This is a genomic window from Paenibacillus sp. ALE2, assembly GCF_054113385.1.
In genome coordinates, this window is record NZ_CM134213.1 from 441,006 (window position 1) to 461,047 (window position 20,042).

Consider the following 20,042-nt stretch of genomic DNA (forward strand, 5'->3'; position numbering starts at 1 on the left):
AATCTAAAATTACATATAACGCTGAGCCAGCACATCAATATGTACGGCATGGGTGCCTGCACCGATTGCAGCAAACTTCCATTCGTCGTTATGGCGATAGAGCTCTCCGCAGATCAGTGCAGTCATTCCCTCAAAATTATCAGATAAATTAAACGTCACCAGTTCCTTAGAATTAGCACCGTCCAGAATGCGGATATACGCTTTCTCGATCATGCCGAAATCCTGTTTCCGGTTTACGCAATCATATATATTCACAACAACAAGCACTTTATCGACATTGGCCGGAATCCGTGCCAGGTCAATCATAATTTGTTCATCATCGCCGTCACCTTCTCCGGTCAGATTATCACCGGAATGCACGACTGAGCCGCACGGGCTTTTTTTATTATGGAAGCATACTACATTGTCAGATTGAGTTAGTTTCCCGTTGGCATCCAGCAAAATGGCAGAAGCATCACAATCAATATTGGGTTGCTTCTTGAAACCAAAAAATCCTTTGGACTGCACGGGATCCCATCCCAATCCGGCTATAACCTTGGTTAGTCCTGTGTTTCCCTTGGTCAAATCAATTTTCTGGCCCTTGACCAGATTAATTACAGCCACTGATTAACACACCTCCCTTCCATAAAATTTACAGACTAAATTCAGACGGATTCAAACCAAGCGCACCACAAATCTCAGCAACAATCCGTTGCTCATTGGCATCAAAGTCACCGTCAGCTGCACCAATCGCACTGCATACGCCGACGACAAGTCGACCTACTTCAGGCTTGCCTTTCAATTTACTAATCGCTTTCAATGCTTCCTGTTTGCCGATTTCAGGTGAAAATTCAAAGTTTGCTACATAGTGATTGAAACGGTTGATGACCTCACCCATATCAAACACTTTCAATTCCTCACTGATATTTATGTATCCGGCCATTTTTGTTTTTTCTTCCGGACTAATAGTACCGTCGGCAAATGCCACTAATGCACAACCTGCAACAACAGCTTCCATAAAATCTTTGTTCTTAAATTTCTTAACCTGGTCGCCCAGTCCTTTTTTAGTTGTATTCAACCAATTTTTAAATGTACTCATATTTCCCTCCACAATTACGTATTTGGGTATAATCTATCCTAGTTAATTTCTTCCTTTACTATAACCTGAATTACGATCTTATTCTACAATAATATACAAAAATGCGGTAAATCCGATCTACCTTTTGTAGGTATCCTCTCTATCTTTAGCCCTATTTTCTGTCGAAAGTATCTCTTCCATTATCACCCATTTGATAGCGCAAATGCAAGTTTGTAGAATGGTAGACTTCTATGGATATGCAACAAAATACAGTTGCTATTTTACATATACGGTTTTGCTAAGGTAAACGTTGCACATACTTGCGGATCACAGCATACAAAAATAGCGTCGACCAAATTTAGGACGACGCTATTTTCACTTCAATCTATTAGGTTCGGTCGTATATAGCTACTCTTTTAATTCCGAAGCTGAAAACCTCTGTCTAATGTAGGATATCTCTTTCACGTTGTTTAAACAAGTGACACACGCAGTCTACCCATCTTGCATTTTATTAATAGTCTGTAAGCAACTCTGTTTTAGCTTTTTCAATTGCTTCGTCACGGCTTTGCACTTGCATTTTTGAGTATATGGTCGAAATATAGTTTCGAACCGTTCCTTCAGACAAGTGAACCTTGCTTGCAATTGCTTTATAACGGTGTCCTTCAGTTAAACAATGTAGAATTTCCAACTCCCGCTCTGTCAGTCCATAAGGATTCTTCATCGTCCCTGTCATTTGCTGAAACAATGTACTTGCTACTTCTTGGGTTATCATCGTTCCTCCGTGATGCACTAGCCGTATCGTATTAGCCAGCTCTCTTGGATCAATTGATTTTAGTACATAACCTTCAGCACCCAAAGCAAGTGATTTCGTAGCATACGAAATGTCATCAAAGGTGGTGATCATAATTACACGTATGTTAGGCCAGCTTTCTTTAATTAGCTTCGTCGCAGTAATACCGTCCATCTGGGGCATATGTACATCCATTAATACAACGTCTGGCGGGTCGCTGGCACATTGATCTACAGCAACGTTTCCGTCTTCCGCCGTTTGAATTCGAAAGTCAGGTTCGTTTTTGAGCAACAGGCCTAAACTGTCCCGAATGAGTAATTGATCATCCACCAACAATACCTTGATCTCTGGATTACTAACATCTGTATCCTGAAGCAATGGTATAGAACAGGTCACAATCGTTCCTTCGCCTTCTTTGGAATGAAGGTATAGCTTGCCTTGAAGAGACGAAAGCCGCTCTTTCATTCCTGAAAGACCAAACCCGAACTTAATTTCGTCACTTCCCTTCCCATTGTCCTGCACCTGCAAAATGATCTGGTTACGGTCGTAGTGAAGAAGCACCTGAATAGAATTGGCATGCCCATGTCGGCTGGCATTAGTCAATAATTCTTGTAAACAGCGGTACAAGGTCAGTTTTGACTGTTTTATGACAGGAAGCGGCTCCCCCATCGTTCTGAACACAACACGAATGGCAGTATTCTTTTTGAATTCATTAATGATATTTAGCAAGGATAGATCCAATGAGGGATCTTCCTCCATAGGGTCCATCTGATGAACTTGCTTTCGGATATCTTCGAGCCCTGTGCGACCAAGTTGAAGAACAGACTGCAATCTTTCAGTCCCCTCTTCAGAAGAGATATAAGGACGTAATGTTTCCATACCTAAGATAATGGAAGTGAATGTATGGCCAATCGAGTCATGCAGCTCGCGAGCCATGCGGTATCTTTCTTCCAATAGTGTCATTTGTTCGACCTGAGTTGAATACTGCTCCAGGGTTTGATACTGCTTTTTTATTAATTCGAGTTTTTGTTTGATCCGATCTATAGAACGAAATGCCATTTGTAATCCGAAACCAATACCGTATACAAACGAAGCATCCACTAGGTTCTGGAATACGTCTTCTATCGTCCAATGAAACGCCCCTCTTCCTCCCAGGCAAAACATCACCAACGCAAGAGGTAAAGTTACCGCATGTGAACGGCCACGGCTATAAAACGAAATCGTAAAAACAGCTGGCAGAAATAGTCGGACAAGCTCATATTGATGAGCAAATAGCAAAGAAATTCCACCCACTAGAAATACTTCCGCCAACAAATACCAGCGGTAATGAATTCGATCAATGAACAAAGGTATTGAATAGCAAACGAGAACAGAGATAAATACAACAGTGAAAGGGAAAGATGGGCGGTCTTGATACGATAGCAAAACAAAGCAAATCAACCACAAGATTCGGAATACAGCAACAATCCATTCCTGCCAAGACCAGCGCATATTGCATCCAAGCATGTAAGTACCCCATTCTTCTTAAATTAAGGTAATTTTTTCAATCTTTTCACATCATAACAAGGTCATGACATTTTGTCACTAGGGAGTATGACTGCACTCCTGATACTTTATAGACAATCAAACTGTTGGCGGGGAGGGAATCGTTGTTGTCACTATTACAGATTCGTAATTTAAGTAAAAAGATTGGAAAGAAAACCATTGTTGAAGGATTGTCCTTGGATGTAAAGGCGGGGGAAATCATGGGTCTTGTTGGCCCAAATGGAGCGGGCAAGACGACCACTATTCGGATGATCGTGGGGTTAAGTTCAAAATCGGGAGGCCAGGTATTTATCCACGGCCAAGATATTGATCGCTCCTTCGAAAAGGCAATGAGACATGTTGGAGTTATCGTCGAAAATCCAGATCTGTACAAATATTTATCCGGCTATGACAATCTGATTCATTTCTCAAGAATGTCTCCAGGGGTTTCTTCGGAACGTATTCAGGAAGTAATCTCGCTCGTCGGACTTGAGGACAGCATTGATAAGAAAGTGGGAACTTACTCTCTAGGAATGAAGCAGCGACTGGGATTAGCCGTTGTACTGGCCCATAAACCTTCCTTGCTTGTGCTTGATGAGCCTACCAATGGTTTAGACCCAGCAGGAATAAGAGAGCTTCGGGAACATTTAATCAATCTGTCTCAAAAAGAAGGCGTTGGTGTTCTTATTTCTAGCCATCTTATGGCTGAAATGGAACTGATGTGTGATCAGGTAGCGATTTTAAATAAGGGAAAACTGATTGGTATCCATAATGTAGCTGAGATGATGGATAATCGGCTTGCTCCTGTTCGGTTTGAAGTAGACAGACCCGAATTGGCTCTTCCTGTATTCCAGTCCATGCTGGCGGGGAAAGAAATTATTGCAGATCAACAAACTCTACAAGTTGACATTACAAAGGATCAAATTCCGGGTATTACAAAGAAACTTATGGATACGGGGGTGAACATATACAGCGTTCAGATTACGAAACAGACACTAGAGGATAAATTCATTGAAATCACAGGGGGAATTGAAAAGTGATTCAGTTAATTCGCAATGAAAACATGAAGATTTATAAGCGTAAACGTACCTGGCTTATCATCATACTGCTTATTTTGTATGTATTAATCCAGATGGCTAATTTAAAAAGTTCTGGTATGACTGAGTACAATGAAGGCTGGAAAACACTCTTACAGCATGAAAATTCAAAGCTAACGAGAGATGCAGCAAAGTCAGACGCTCTACCCATTGAGAAAAAAATGGCAGCAGAAAAAATTTTGATGAATCAGTATTATTTGGACCATAACATCGCTCCTCAATCCAATGCTTGGAGTTTTACAGTGAGCCAATCCAGAAATTTAATTGTAGGTATCTCTCTTTTAGCTCTTATCGTGGCTGGCGATATTGTAGCCTCTGAGTTTTCTGCCGGTACAATCAAATTTTTACTGACACGTTCAGCTACACGCTCAAAAATTTATTTTTCTAAATATATTGCAACTCTCTTGTTTGGAATATTTTTGGTTTTGCTTACTTTTCTGGCTGCCATATTTTTCGGTGGATTAATGTTTGGCTTTAAGGGGATCGGCGATCCCTACTTCTTCGTCAAGGATCAAACCATTCAGCAGGCAGATATGATTCAAGCCTTGTTAGGAGGGTTTTTATTTAATATACCTTTTATGGTTATCGTGTTGACATTTGCATTTATGATTTCTGCAGCATTTCGCAGTGTTACATTTTCTATTGTGTTCTCTATGCTGGCAGCTATAGCAGGATTCGTCCTGAGTATCACCATGAATGGATGGCCTTGGACAAAATACTTTGTGTTTTCCAGTACAGATCTCAATCCTTATTTTTTTGGAACGACGCCAGTGGAAGGAATGACCTTGGGCTTCTCACTGTTCCTCCTTCTACTTCATCTGGTCGCTATGCATCTCGTTTCATATCCTATTTTTACAAAACGGGATGTAATCTAAATCTATACTAACTATTCTGAAACGGAGTGATTGTAATGAAATGGCTCACTACTTTAGTGATGATCTCAATGTTACTGTTAATTGCAGCCTGTTCATCCAAACCTGCAACATCTTTAAACAAGGAACTTGAATTATCATCTGCCGGTATTTCCAGCTTAGTTCTAGATAATAGCAACGGTCAAATTGAAGTTGTCGGAAAAAAGAATACAGATAAAATACAAGCCAGTGTCGTTGCTAATGGCAGCAACATGGATAAGCTAAAATTAAGTCTGGAGGGAGAAGATGGTATAGCTACTCTTAATACTTTTTTCGAGGGACAATTCATGTCAACAGGTCCCCAAACAGTTGATGTCAAGCTAACCATTCCGGAAAAAATGAAACTAGAAATTAAACATCCGCATAGAGATGGAGATATTCAAGTAACGAATTTAGCCTCGGATGTAAGCATTGAAAATGTAAATGGTAATATCACGCTTAAAGAAATCGGTGGAGCCATTGATTTAACCAACAGAGATGGTGGGATTACTATTCAAAATAGCTCATCTGATGTCAATATTGAAAATGTAAACGGACATATTCAAGCAGATAAAATAGGGGGTACTGCATATATTGAGTTAGGTGACGGCTCTCTGGATATTGATCAAGTTGCAAAAGATGTTGTCATTATTCAGAGCGGCAATGGAAAAGTAAGCATCGGTGATGTGAAGGGGAAAGTGACTCAAAGCAAAAAATAACTGAAAGACCAAAAGGCCAACTTAAGTTGGCCTTTCCATTAACATCAGGTCCTTCAATCACATCATCATGAGCAGAAATTCAGTTTATAATGCTGATACTCGTTCTTTTTCACCTACGCTATTAAGGACTGGTTCGGCATTTTGACTGAAAAAGTTACGTAATGCTTTGTTCTTATGAGCCATGATCCCCATCACCAGAGCAACTATTCCCGATGCCAGAGGAAGGTATACCCAATGGATTCTATCCAATAGTATTCCGTACAACCCGATTCCGAGCGGAGTTGCTAGCATAGTGATCGAGCTGATTACACCAAACACCCCGGCTCTGATATGTTCTGGAGTATACAGCTGCACATAAGATATCATGGGAACATTGCTCATTGAATTAAAAAATCCGGTTACTGCCAAAATCATAATGAAGATGAACGTCATCTGTATCAGGCTTCCTGATGTTGAGGGAAACAATAATGGGAAACACCATGTTAGGAATAAGATGGCTTGAAGCTGAAACAGGATAAATATTTTGGTAATAACAAATTGATGTACTTTCCGACGTGAAACCACAATGGCTCCCGCAATGACTCCTACGAACCAGGCTCCTTGAATAACAGATAGTTGCTGAGCTGAAAGTTGAAGTTCCTGATAAGTCACATACGGCAGTACCACCTGGACTAATGGGGCGAGCATAAAATTGATACCGACAAAGATGACAAGTAAATACATTATGGCTTTTTGCTTGTTTATATACGCAAACACGTCTTTTACGCTGTCTAAATAACTTGAGGATACCGTTTGTTCATCAGACTTCCTGAATTGTAACCATAGTTGCATTAATCCAGCCGAAATAAATGTTATTCCGTTAATCATCACAATCGTTTCCAAGCCCCAAGCACGATAAGTAATTGCACCCAGGATCGGGCCCAGTACATTTATGATTGCTCCTATACTTTGATAGGAAGAGTTTACGCTATGAACGTTGTCTCTTTCCACTAAGTTAGGAATTGAGGCGTTCAGCGTTAAGAACGTAAATGATTGAATAAGGCTTAATATAACGGAGAACACGGCAAGCAACATGACATTGGTTGAATCCAACAAGAAAATGGGTAAAAAGTTTAGTAGCGCTATTCCGCTTAATATTTCGGTTATGACAAGCACTTTCTTCTTATTGCTCCGGTCTATAACTACACCTGCAAAAATATTGACAAATACTCCGGGCAGAATGGACAAGCCTAACACCATTGAAAATACAGTGGCCGATCCGGTGATATCCAAAATATATAGACTTAAAGCAAACTTAAAAATCGAACTTCCTAGCTCCGATATAAGCCTGGTTACTGAAAAAATAAATAGATTCCGGCGAGCATAAAACGAGAATTCCTTTGGCTGATTCATGAGATCCCCCTATTCGGTTAGGGCAAGAGTTACAGAACGGTTGCCCAGCGTCTTTCCAATTGCTCCAAGGCACTTTGTAGATGATTCCGTACTATACTTTCGTCTTCTGAAAAAGGTAGAGTTAGTGCCACAAACAGATTAGACTCGCTATCATGCCAAACTTCGCATAAGATTCGTGTTCTTCCTTCAACATTGACATTACCCAGATCTACCGTTTGTAGGAGTTGATGCTCACTTCTCAGCTCACCAAGGAAATTAAATACAATTGGCATTCTATCCAAAGCCTGCTGCAAGTATCCTCCAGATAAAGGATAATCATTCTGTACATCCGGGTTATACATTAAGTTAGCAAAGCTGATATTATGTTCAGCTGCCCATTGAACACTTTGGCGAACCTGCTGTTCTAGAGATACCAGATTTTGGTCTAAATTTGTTAGTATCGGGATATGATCTACAAATTCACCAATAACATCATAGTAACGCTTCTCTCCAAAGCTTCGGCCATACTGCGTTACCCAAATGGGTACCTGACTAAGCCCGAAATACATTTTACAAAAAGCAGTGAACGTAAAGAATGCAATCTCCCAATGACTAGTGTTGTCCAAGTGAACTGCTCTCTCGGAAGATTTCAAATCCCAAATGACAGTTGTATGCCCTTCAAGTACTGCTTTTTGACTTACAAAATCGGTTATACGACCAATTGCACGATCAAACTTATCTAGATTATAGGTAGTAGCTAGTTCCAGATCATCAACACCCTGAGGTCCTTCCATAATATGAGCTGTAAAATCAGAGTAACGATTTCTGCTCCCTTTAGGCGTTTCCTTTCCAGCTCGTACACATTCATAATAAGTGTTGAACTGGTGCTTAATAATCTCACTGCTCATAAAGTCAAAGATCGAGTGCGAAAAAGGTAATATAAGCATGTAGTCTTTCAGATTCTTTTTCACAATCAATATCCGATATAAGAGTGAATTGCTCAGTTCATGCTGCCTGTAAAAATAAGGCCAGACGATATTATTCAGAATCACTTGCTGTGTATCTTCATCGTACATAGAGATATCAACCAGTGGTACAGGAAGATGATCTGGTGCTTCCCTTACTTGCCACTGCAATTCTCCGTTTTCTTCACACAGCGTACTTCTCATCAAATCTTGCTCTCGAATAATCTGCCGAATCGCTTCTTCCACATATTCCATGTTCATATGTTTTTCTAGCGGAATAATCGTGCCAGAAATATCACTATGTTGGAGATGGTAACGTTGTGTTGGAGAAACAGGCAGTCTCTCTATCATTCCTAGGCTTAAAATAGCTTTGGAGAAAACGTCCAAATCATTGTCAATTCTTTCTGTCCATATGCTCTTAATGTCTTCAAGATTGGCCTTTTCCAGTCTCAGGTTTTCTTCTCCATGCCAAGTGATGTAATGAGGCTGAATCGATTCATCGCATTTCATGTCCAACAGTTCCATAATCTCTTTTTCAAAAGAAATGGCTCCATCTTCTAGATGCAGAACGATATAAGATTTTCCATTGAATTGCTCTTGTTGTAACCATCCCTTGACGTTCAGCTTTTGATGCAGCAACGCTATAATTTGATCAAATTGTTGGGCAAGTGCAGAATGGTTTTCTTCCATCCCTTCCACATGTAGTGCCAACTCTCTGACCGTAGGGTATTGATAGATACTGCTCAACCGTAATTCACTACTCCAAATCCCCTGTAACCTGGATGCAAGCTGAATAGCCGTTAAAGAATGTCCTCCCAGTTCAAAGAAATTATCGTCGATACCCACATGTTCAATACCAAGTACACTCATCCAGATCTCAACTAATTCCTTTTCCAGCTCACTGCTTGGCTCCACATATTCCGTTCCGGTACCAAATTCCAGCTCAATCTCTAATAGCATACGACGATTAATCTTACCACTCGACGTGAGCGGCATCTGATCCAAGAATACAAAATAGGCTGGAATCATATACTCTGGAACTGAGACAGATAAATTTTGTCGCAACATTGCCGTTGTCACGTGAGGTTCGGCAACAACATACGCCCCCAAACTAGGCATCCCCGTTCGGTCATCAGCACGGGCAAGTACTGCCGCTGCCCGAACTCCATCATGCGCAAGCAAAGCCGCCTCAATCTCACCCAGTTCGATCCGATATCCGCGGATTTTCACCTGATGATCGATTCTGCCCATATATTCGATATTTCCATCCGGCAACCATCTGGCCAGATCCCCTGTTCGGTACATCCGTCCTCCCGGCTCGTATGGATCTTCTACGAACTTCTCTTCCGTCAATTCCTCCCGATTCACATATCCTCGCGCTACACAGTCGCCTCCAATATGCAGTTCGCCAGGTATCCCTATCGGTTGCAAACGGTCCTTCTTATCCAAAATGTACAATTTTACGTTATCAATCGGCTTTCCGATCGGAATGCTCTCCGGTTCATGCTCGGCAGGACAGTCATAATACGCCACCTCCACGGTCGCTTCCGTTGGCCCATACAGATTGTGCAGCGTGGCACCGCCGCCTCCTATCAGGCGGTTAAACCGACGCACATGCTCTGTCATCAGCGCTTCCCCGCTGGCAAATACCCGTCGTACACTGCGCATTTTCCCCGTAGCTCCGCTGTGTTCCATGTATTCCAGAAACGCTCCTAGCATTGACGGCACAAAGTGCAATGCCGTTACCCGGTTAGACTCAACCGTTTCAGCTATTGTGGCCGGGTCCTTCTCTCCTCCTGGCTCCAAAAAGCATACCGTTGCCCCTTGGATGGCCCACGAGAACAATTCCCACAACGATACATCAAAGGTATATGGTGTCTTTTGCAGGATTACATCCTCCGCTCCAAATGGAATCCGCTTTTGCATCCAGTGCAGACGATTGATCAGCGAGGCGTGCTCAATCATGACTCCTTTAGGCTTACCCGTAGATCCCGAGGTGTAAATAACATACACCAAATCCGTCGAGCGATTGATCGACTCCGGATTCTTTTCTCTTTCTGTTTGCTCCTTTTCCTGTACCAGCAAATCTTCGATAGCGATCAGTTCCCTGGTTGTTCCATGACAGCGAAGCTGCTCCACTAACTCCTGCTGGGTCAATAAAATGGATGCTCCACTGTCCTCCAGCATGAACGCCAGTCGTTCTTCAGGGTCCTCTGGATTCAGCGGCAGATAGGCTCCACCTGCTTTCAAGATTCCTAGTAGTCCGATAATCATCTCCAACGATCGGTGAACCGCGATCCCCACCACACGATCAGGTCCTACTCCTTTTTCCCGCAGCACATGAGCCAACCGATTCGCTTGGGCATTCAGCTCCCGATACGTTAACTGCCGTCCTTTGTAAAGGGCTGCCGGATGTTCCGGTGTTCGCTCCACCTGCTCCTCAAACAATTGATGGATTGTCTTCGCTCGCGGATAGATCGCTGTCGTATTGTTAAATTCATTCAAAATCACTTCTTTCTCCGGTAAAGAAGTTACTTCAATCGAGGATATACTTATCTCTGGATTATCCACGATTTGTCGGACTACGCCATTTAGATGATTTTTTATACGTTCCACAAATTCTCTACTTAAGGTATCAGCGTTGTACAGAAATTTAATGTTCAGTTCGTCTTTCAGGGAAACAATAAGATTAAAGTCATAGTTTGTCTGTTCATAAAAGGCCATGTCTCGCACATGAATTTTCAGATTGTGCTTCTGTAGCGCCTCTTCTTCTCCATACTCCGGGTAATTTTCAAACACAATAATATGATCTAACAGGCTTTGCTTCAGTGTGGTTATGGACTGAATGTCAGCTAATGATGTGTACTCATACTTAACAGATTCGATGGAGCTTTGTTGAGCTCTCTTGGCCATTTCAATGAAGCTTTCATTCTCCTCGCCATAAATTCGCACGGGAATAGTATTAATGAAAATACCTACCATGCTCTCAATGTCTGGGATTACTGGCGGTCGCCCTGAAACTACGGCTCCAAATACTACATCGTTGGTATTGTTATATCTTTGAAGCAATGCCCCCCATATGGATTGGAACAACGTGTTGACTGTAATCCGATTATGAGATGCAATCTCTGTTAATCGTCGTGTCATTGTTTGGTCTAACGAAAATTCTAGCTGACTCGTGCGGTAACCACCTTCTTTATCCTGCAATTTGAACGTCTTCGGTATAACTGCGCATTGCGTATATCCATCCAAAGCCTGTTTCCAATATTGCATGGACTCCTCTTTGTCCTGCTTTTCCAGCCAACGAATATAAGTTGAATAAGCAGGGGCTGTCTCAGACTTAAGCGGTCTACCATTTTTCAAATCTAGATACATGCTCATAAAATCGTGGTAGACAATCCCTACGCACCATCCATCCATAATCATATGATGGAAGGTCCACATCATAAGAAACTTATCAGGAGTTGTTTTTAATACATTTATACGTATTAGTGCTTCATTGGATAAATCAAATCCACGCAGAAGATCTTGTTTTTTGTGATCCTCAAGATAAGCGGTAATTTCTTGCTCACCCATCCCGGTAAGGTCATAAAACTGAAACTCTGCATGTTGATGTTTACGCACTACTTGCCGAGGTTCACGTATACTGGTAAACACAAAATTCGTACGTAATACTCCATATTTTGCCAACAATTCTTGAAAACTCTGTTCCAGAAGTTCCTGCTGTAGTTCTCCTTCCATTTCTATCGCGACTTGTTCCACATAAGCTGTAGTTTCTGGCTCCATCATGTAATGGAACAGCATTCCCTGCTGCATAGGTGTTAACGGGTAAATATGCTCTACCTGTTCAGTCCCACCAAACTGTTCGAGAATTTGATCTAACTCAGAAATAGAGAGAGTATGGTCTTGGTAATCTGATGGTGTGAGAACCTTCTGTGTAATGCTTGTACAGTGATTAATTAACATTTTTAAATGCTCAATATACATAAGGGATAATTGTTCAATAGTATGGTCTGCATGCTCGCCACGAATATATCCAAATTCAAGTAACAGTTGGTCTTGGGAAACAATACTATTAATGTCCAGTGTAAAATGACTTTCTGCCCCTTCACCAACAGAACGTCCCGGAGATAGCGGTGACGATTCAAAGCTTCCCTCTTGCGTACCATCCATAAATTGTCCCAGATAATTAAAACTGATTTGTGGCTGTATGTTAAAATCTAAATCTTGAGTATGTTCCACATCGGTCAAATACTTTAGAACTCCGTAGCCAATCCCTCGATTAGGGATATGCCGAATCATTTCCTTAGTTCGCCGAATAACAGATGAAATATCTGCACTATCCCTCATATCCAGAACAATAGGAAACATCGAAGTAAACCAACCTATGGTTCGAGTAACATCTATCTCCTCCATAATCTCTTCCCTGCCATGTCCTTCAAGATTAATAGCGAAGATTTTACTACCCGCCCATTGTTTAATAGCCAATCCAAGTGCTGATAACAATAAGTCATTAATTTCGGTATTATAGGCCTGATGAGCAGTTCCAAGCAGTAGCTGTGTATCTTGCTTGTCCAACCGGACAGCTATGCTCGTTCTTTCTTTTTTCACTCCACCCTCATCAGTAACTGTGCTCTTCTGAGGAAATGGAGACTCACATTGAACACCTTCAATTTGCTGCCAATATGCCTTCTCCTTCAGTAAAGTCCGACTGTTCGAATACTCTGCAAGCCGGTCGGACCAATACTGAAAAGAGTCCGTTTTATCCGGCAAAGCGATATCTTCACCCTGTAATGCCTGGGTATATGCGCTCTCCAAGTCTTCCAATAAGATTCGCCAGGAGACCCCATCAATAACTAAATGGTGAATAGCAATCAGCAAATGCTGGCCTTGATCTGTTTGGAACAAGCCAACCCGGATCATCTCACCTGCTCTTAAGTCCATGGTAGCCTGTAGCCGACTCGCCTCTTCCTCAATCTTGCTTTCAGCATCGTTATTTCCTTGTAGATTATAAATATTTAAATGAAAAGGCCTTAACTGCGTTTCCGTATGGTATTGGCAAACAGAACTCTGACCAATCTCATACGCCATTCGTAGGGCATCATGGTGAATAATAATATTCTCCAAAGCAGTCTTTAGGGCTTCTTCATCGAATACACCACTAGTAAACAACATAACTGCTTGATTAAAATGGTTCCGATCATCCTGTACATTTTCGAAGAACCATCTTTGGATTGGAGTTAGCTGTACCTCACCTGTTACCGCCTTCTGGTCAATGATTCTGGAACGACGTTGGACATATGGTGCTACTTGCTGAACAGTAGGGTGCTGAAATATGTCCTTCATATCCAGCTTTAATCCCTCTTGGCTCAACCTTGCGATCACTTGAATGGCCTTAATAGAGTCTCCTCCAAGGTCAAAAAAACTGTGACTAATTCCAATTCCCTCTTGTCCCAGCACGCCTTCCCAAATTTTAACCAACTTCTCTTCCGTAGGGCTTGTTGGTGGTTCATACAGCGTGCTCAAGTCTAAGTTAATATGAGGCTCTGGCAGTTTCTTCTGATCCACCTTGCCATTAGCGTTCAGCGGCAAACTGTCCAGCAGGATTAAGCTGGATGGCAACATGTAATCTGGTAAATACTTCGCCAAGTAACGGCGAATAGCTGAAGTATTTAATTCCCCATCTGTCACCATATATGCAGAAATACGGTTTTGGCCGGATGGATCCGATTTAGCTACAACTATTGCCTCTTTAATACGTTCATGGGATAGTAGTTGATTTTCAATTTCACCAAGCTCTATACGAAAACCCCTAATTTTCACCAGATGATCTTGGCGGCCTACAAATTCAATATTTCCATCTGGAAGCCATTTTGCAATATCACCTGTTTTGTACATTTTCTCGCCTGGATTAAATGGATTGTCTATAAACTTTTCGTTTGTAAAATCAGGTAGGTTCAAGTAGCCCTGGGATAGTGCATCCCCTGCTATACAAAGCTCTCCCGGTATACCAATAGGCTGCAATTTAAGATTTTTATCCAGAATGTACACAGTAGTACCTGTAATCGGGGCTCCAATCGGAATTGTACCTTTCCGTTCATGAATCTGATCTACACCATAACAAGTAGCAAAGACCGTGCTTTCGGTAGGACCGTACATGTGCAGCATTTTATGGGGTCCGATATGTTCAAACAACTTGCTCACATGCGGTAGCGAAACCCGCTCTCCACCAAAAAGTACTTTGCGAATTGTAGTAAAGCATTCAATATTGGTTTCTATCAACGTGTTAAACAAGGCGGTAGTAATAAAAAATACCGAGACACTTTCATTTCGAATTAAGGAAGACAGTTTTTCTGGATTCAGCATATTCTCTTTACGTAAGAGAATCAGCTTAGAACCATTGACCAGAGCGCCGAATATATCGAAGACTGACCCATCAAAGGCATAGTTGGATAACTGCAAGAGAATATCCTGTTCCGTAAGATTGATATAATTGGAGTTTTTAATCAATCTCTCCACGTTATAATGCATGGTCAGATTCCCTTTTGGTTTACCTGTTGAGCCAGAGGTATATAGCACATATGCCAAATCATCCGGTTCATTCACATAAGGTAAGTTACTAGAATCCGAATTCTTAACGATAGTATCGAGCTGATCCAAATCAAGGATTTCCCCTGCAAACCCATCTGCTCCTGCCTCTTTTATGAAAGTTGATTCAGTCAGGACATGATGGGAAGCCAATAATAGTGTTATCTTGCAATCGTATAGCATCAGACTAATTCGCTCCGCAGGATAATCTGGTGCCAGAGGTACATACGCACCCCCAGCCTTTAAAATCCCTAGGATTCCGACTATCATTTCAAAAGATCGCTCTACCATCATGCCTACAAGCGTATTGGCCTGTACTCCTTTTTCTCTAAGCACTCTGGCAAGCTGATTCGCTTTATCGTTTAACTCGCTGTAAGTCCATTGTTGTTCCTCGAACGATACTGCGACACGCTCCGGCGTCTTCGCTACCTGCTCTTCAAAGAGCTGATGCAGCAATTTTCGGTTATCTTTCTCGTTAGAAGCGGGTACCGTATTAAATTTCGTTAACAAAATCTCTTCTTCGGATGCAGTTACCATGTTTACGTCGCCAATCCGTGCATCCGCAGAGTCCACAATAGTCTGTAAAATCTGCAAATAATGCTTCGACATTCTCTCAATACTTTCTTTGTAAAACAGCTTATTACAATAATCAATTCGAAAAGAGAGTCCCTCTTGATCCGCTTCTGCTGTTAACGTTAAGTCAACTTTGGCTATGCCAGCTTCAACAGAATAGGGCGATATGGATATCCCGTCAGCTTGTAAGCTTACCGAATCGGTATTTTCTAGAGAGAACATCGTATCAAACAGAGGATTTCGGCTTAAATCCCTGTGAAGATCGAGCTTATCCACAAGATCTTCTATTGGATAATCCTGATGTTCGAATGCTTCCAGGCTACTTCTTTGCACCTCCAGTAAAAATTGCTTGAGCGTTTTGTCAGCAGCTGGGCGGTTGCGCAGCACAAGTGTGTTAACGAACATCCCCATAATATTTTCTAAATCCGTATGATTACGACCTGCTATTGGAGACCCTACCACGATATCTTCCTGGCTTGAATACTTATGCAGCAATACGTTGTAAGCCGATAGCAGTACCATAAATAAAGTGGTCCGATTTTCTGTAACAAATTGTTGTAGACCTTCACGAAGTGTCTTATCAGCTTGAAAAGAATACCGGTCACCTTCAAAGCTTTGTACTTGAGGTCTCGTGAAATCAGTTGGTAGATTAAGGACAGGAAGCTCATCCGAAAACAAATCTAGCCAGTATTGTTCCTGCTTAATCAAGTGTCCTTCTTTGATCCACTCACTATTCCAAACGGCGTAATCTTTATATTGAATACGCAATGGTGGCAGTGAGTTCCCGTGATACAATGTCGTGAAATCACTAGCCAAAACGCTCATGGAAACACCATCTGCAACAATATGGTGCATATCTACCATTAAAATATGCCTATTGTCCGAAATACGTACCAGCTTCGCCCGCAATAATGGAGCCTGACCTAAGTTAAACGGTCTTACGAACGTTTTGAATATCGCTTGAATCTGTTTGTCCTGTGCTTCTATTCCGATATCATCAGCCTGTTGGAGACTCAGTTGAAATAGAACCTCACTATGAATTTTTTGTACTGGCTCCTCTGTGCCCCACTCAAATGATGTCCGCAATGCCTCATGCCTATCTATTAGATCCCTGAACACTTGCTCCAGCCGCTGGATGTCCAGTTCTCCCTCCATCAGTAAGGCAAAGGGCATGTTGTATGCTGTTTCTGCTCCTTCAAACTGATGTAAAATCATTTGTCTCTTTTGAACGGATGTCACTGGATAAGAATCGCGTAGCTCGGCAGGAGCAATATCCATCATCGTCCCAGTTGCAACCTCTGGTCCGCAGATCAAAACACTCATTTCTTCGATGGTCGGATGTGCAAAAATATCACGGAGTGGAATTTCAACTTGCAGCAACTTATTGATTCGAGACATAAGTCGAGTCGCCGTTAGTGAATGTCCACCCAGTTCAAAAAAGTTGTCATGTATACCGATGGAGGATATGTCCAGCAACTTCTCCCAAATCTCGGCTAGTTTTCTTTCCGTTTCGTTTCTTGGTGCAACATAGCTGGTGGCTCGCATCCCATGATCCGGTTCGGGTAGCGCTTTACGGTTAACCTTGCCACTGGACAGGTGCGGCATAACATCTAGCCGGACGAAATGACTTGGCACCATGTAATCCGGTATAAGTGCCTTCAAATGTGCCCTTAAAATAGATGTGTTCAAACTTTCTCCGCTTTCGAAATATGCGCATAAATATTTGCCACCATCTCGATCATCAAGGGCAAGTACCGTCGCCGCCCGCACACCTTCATATGCAAGCAAGGCCGCTTCAATCTCACCCAGTTCGATCCGGTAGCCCCGAATTTTCACCTGATGGTCAATCCGACCCATATATTCAATGTTTCCATCCGGCAGCCATCTCGCCAAGTCTCCCGTTCGGTACATCCGTCCCTCTGACGTATATGGATCTTCTACGAACTTCTCCTCCGTCAGTTCTTTCCGATTCACATATCCTCGGGCTACGCAGTCCCCTCCAATATGCAGTTCGCCTGGTACGCCTATTGGCTGCAATCGGTCTTTATAGTCCAAAATATACAATTTCACGTTGTCAATCGGCTTCCCGATTGGAATGCTCTCCGGTTCCTGTTCCGCAGGACAGTCGTAATACGCCACCTCTACCGTTGCTTCCGTCGGTCCATACAGGTTGTGCAGCGTAGCTCCTTCGGTCCCAAGCAAACGGTTAAATCGGCGGACATGCTCTGTCATCAACGCTTCCCCGCTGGCAAATACTCGCCGTACACTCCGCATTTTCCCGGCGCCTCCGCTGTGCTCGATATACTCCAGGAACGCTCCCAGCATGGATGGCACAAAATGGATTGCCGTTACCCCGTTGGCCTCCACCGTTTCGGCTATCGTTGCCGGGTCTTTCTCGCCTCCCGGCTCCAAAAAGCATACTGTCGCTCCCTGAATCGCCCACGAGAACAGTTCCCACAACGATACGTCAAAGGTATAAGGCGTTTTTTGCAGGATCACATCCTCCGCTCCAAACGGAATTCGTTGTTCCATCCAGTGCAGCCGGTTGATCAGTGAAGCGTGCTCAATCATGACCCCCTTCGGCTTGCCGGTGGAGCCTGACGTATAGATCACGTACACCAAATCGCTCGAGCGGTTAACAGGTTCCGGGTTCTTCTCGCATTCTTCTCCTGTAAGCTCCATCCCCTCCACCAGCAAATCTTCGATAGCGATCAGCTCGCGGTCGGCTCCGTGCGGACGAAGGCGGTCCAACTGATCCCGCTGGGTCAGCAGGATAGATGCCCCGCTATCCTCCAGCATGAATCCCAGCCGTTCTTCCGGGTCCTCTGGATGTAACGGCAGATACGCCCCGCCTGCCTTCAAAATCCCTAGCAGGCCGACGATCATCTCCAGCGATCGATGAACTGCGATGCCCACCATCTGGTCGGGCCCGATCCCTTTCTTCCGCAGGACGTGAGCCACCCGATTCGCTTGGGCATTCAGCTCCCGGTACGTCAATTGCCGATCTTGGTATAGGGCTGCCGGATGTTCCGGTGTTCGCTCCACCTGCTCCTCAAACAATTGATGAATCGTCTTCTCCCTCGGATAAGGCACAGCCGTCCCGTTGAATTTCTTCAAAATCACTTCTTTTTCTTCTGGCAGAATGATATCTATTTCGTGCAAAACTACATCAGCAGACGAAACTATAGTGCGGGCGATTTCCTCAACATGTCGACCTAATCGATCTATATATTCTGGTTCGTATAATAGACCGTTATAGCTGAATTTCATCCGCAGTTTCTCACCGGGGACAACGTTAAGGTTGAAAGAATAATTAGTCTGTTCAAAGCCAGCCATCTCCGAAACCGCTAAACTGTTTTCGTTCTCGTGATCGGAAGCTTCCTCCATACCCGGGAAATTTTCAAAGGCCAAAATATGGTGTATCAGATTACTCTTCAACAAACTACCCGCCTGAATATCAGCAAGGGGCACATAATGATGCTGCCCCGCCTCCATAACCGAATGTTGTACATGCTGGACGAAATCCGAAAAAGCAAGATGATCCTCTTCACTCGATATACGCACTGGAATAGTATTGATAAATAGGCCTACCATGTTTTCTGCTCCCGGAATATCTGACGGACGACCGGAAACGACAGAGCCAAATACCACGTCGCGGGTGTTGTTGTATTTCATCAATAGCAAACCCCAGATAGAGTGAAACAATGTACTCAAAGTAACCTTGAGTTCTTTGGCCAGTGATTCCAACTGACCCGTTAATTGCGAATCAAAGCTAAAGATTTGCTGCTGTGGATCGTAATCAATTTGGCTCCCTTTACCATTCGCAGGCAAGATGCTCTGCTGTTCAAAACCATCCAAATATCGCTCCCAAAACGTAAGCGCTATATCTGTATCCTGCTTGTCCAACCACTTGAGGTATTTTTCATAAGAAGGAGCTTCCCCCAGTTGAACTGGCTCATTCTTTTGCAATGATGTGTAGATCTGGAACCATTCTTTCAAAACGATTTCTAAGCACCATCCATCCATAATGATGTGGTGGAAGCTAACGATCAGCTTGTATACATCAGACGCACACTGCAATATGGAGACCCGGAATAACTCATCCCGGGTAATATCAAATCCGTTGGCCTTATCACGTTGAACAAACTGTTCTATATAGGCCACCTGGTCAGATTGCGTTAGTGAAGAAATGTCCTCAAAGTGAATTGCTGGATGCTTCTGCCGAAATACGATCAATTTAGGCTCTTCAATATTGACGTGAAAAACATTGCTGCGCAATATCTCATGGCGCTCAAACAGAACAGAAAGACTTCGATCCAGAAGCTCTACCTCGAGTAAGCCGTTCAAGGTAAGACTCACCTGTTCAAAATAGGCGTACGAAGTTTGATCTAGCAGGCTATGGAACAAGATTCCTTGTTGCATCGGGGTTAACCGGAATATACTTTGAATTTGCAGATCTTTACTCATA

8 protein-coding genes are annotated in these 20,042 nt (G+C 42.9%); 3 read left to right on the forward strand and 5 right to left on the reverse strand.

Annotation, left to right across the window (positions count from 1 at the left end; all coding sequences use genetic code 11):
- Window positions 1-9 precede the first annotated feature (9 nt).
- From ACXHJ1_RS01820 to ACXHJ1_RS01830, 3 genes are all read right to left on the reverse strand, one after another.
- Window positions 10-603, reverse strand: a complete 594-nt coding sequence (locus tag ACXHJ1_RS01820; RefSeq protein WP_017426303.1) for a TerD family protein — start codon at window positions 601-603, stop codon at window positions 10-12.
- Between the two features lie 28 nt (window positions 604-631).
- Window positions 632-1,078: a tellurite resistance TerB family protein gene (locus tag ACXHJ1_RS01825; RefSeq protein WP_017426302.1), complete on the reverse strand. Its 447-nt coding sequence runs from the start codon at window positions 1,076-1,078 to the stop codon at window positions 632-634.
- Between the two features lie 490 nt (window positions 1,079-1,568).
- On the reverse strand, window positions 1,569-3,353 hold the full coding sequence (locus tag ACXHJ1_RS01830) for a helix-turn-helix transcriptional regulator (protein WP_044786355.1): 1,785 nt from the start codon (window positions 3,351-3,353) through the stop codon (window positions 1,569-1,571).
- Between the two features lie 146 nt (window positions 3,354-3,499).
- On the opposite strand from ACXHJ1_RS01830, the gene ACXHJ1_RS01835 reads away from it, so the two are divergent.
- Genes ACXHJ1_RS01835 through ACXHJ1_RS01845 form a run of 3 tightly spaced genes read left to right on the forward strand, consistent with a single transcriptional unit; the run spans window position 3,500 to window position 6,077 of the window.
- Entirely contained in the window at window positions 3,500-4,411 is a 912-nt protein-coding gene (locus ACXHJ1_RS01835) for an ABC transporter ATP-binding protein (protein WP_017426300.1), read from the forward strand.
- Entirely contained in the window at window positions 4,408-5,343 is a 936-nt protein-coding gene (locus ACXHJ1_RS01840) for an ABC transporter permease (RefSeq protein WP_017426299.1), read from the forward strand. The genes ACXHJ1_RS01835 and ACXHJ1_RS01840 overlap by 4 nt, the downstream gene beginning before the upstream one ends.
- 35 nt (window positions 5,344-5,378) lie before the next feature.
- On the forward strand, window positions 5,379-6,077 hold the full coding sequence (locus ACXHJ1_RS01845; protein ID WP_457905497.1) for a hypothetical protein: 699 nt from the start codon (window positions 5,379-5,381) through the stop codon (window positions 6,075-6,077).
- A gap of 84 nt (window positions 6,078-6,161) precedes the next feature.
- On the opposite strand, the gene ACXHJ1_RS01850 is transcribed toward ACXHJ1_RS01845, so the two are convergent.
- A complete protein-coding gene (locus ACXHJ1_RS01850) occupies window positions 6,162-7,469 on the reverse strand; it encodes an MFS transporter (protein WP_457905498.1) in 1,308 nt (435 codons plus the stop codon).
- 29 nt (window positions 7,470-7,498) lie between these two features.
- The gene (locus tag ACXHJ1_RS01855) at window positions 7,499-20,041 is read right to left on the reverse strand and encodes an amino acid adenylation domain-containing protein (protein ID WP_457905499.1); all 12,543 of its coding nucleotides are present in this window, start codon (window positions 20,039-20,041) and stop codon (window positions 7,499-7,501) included.
- Between the last annotated feature and the right edge of the window lies 1 nt (window position 20,042).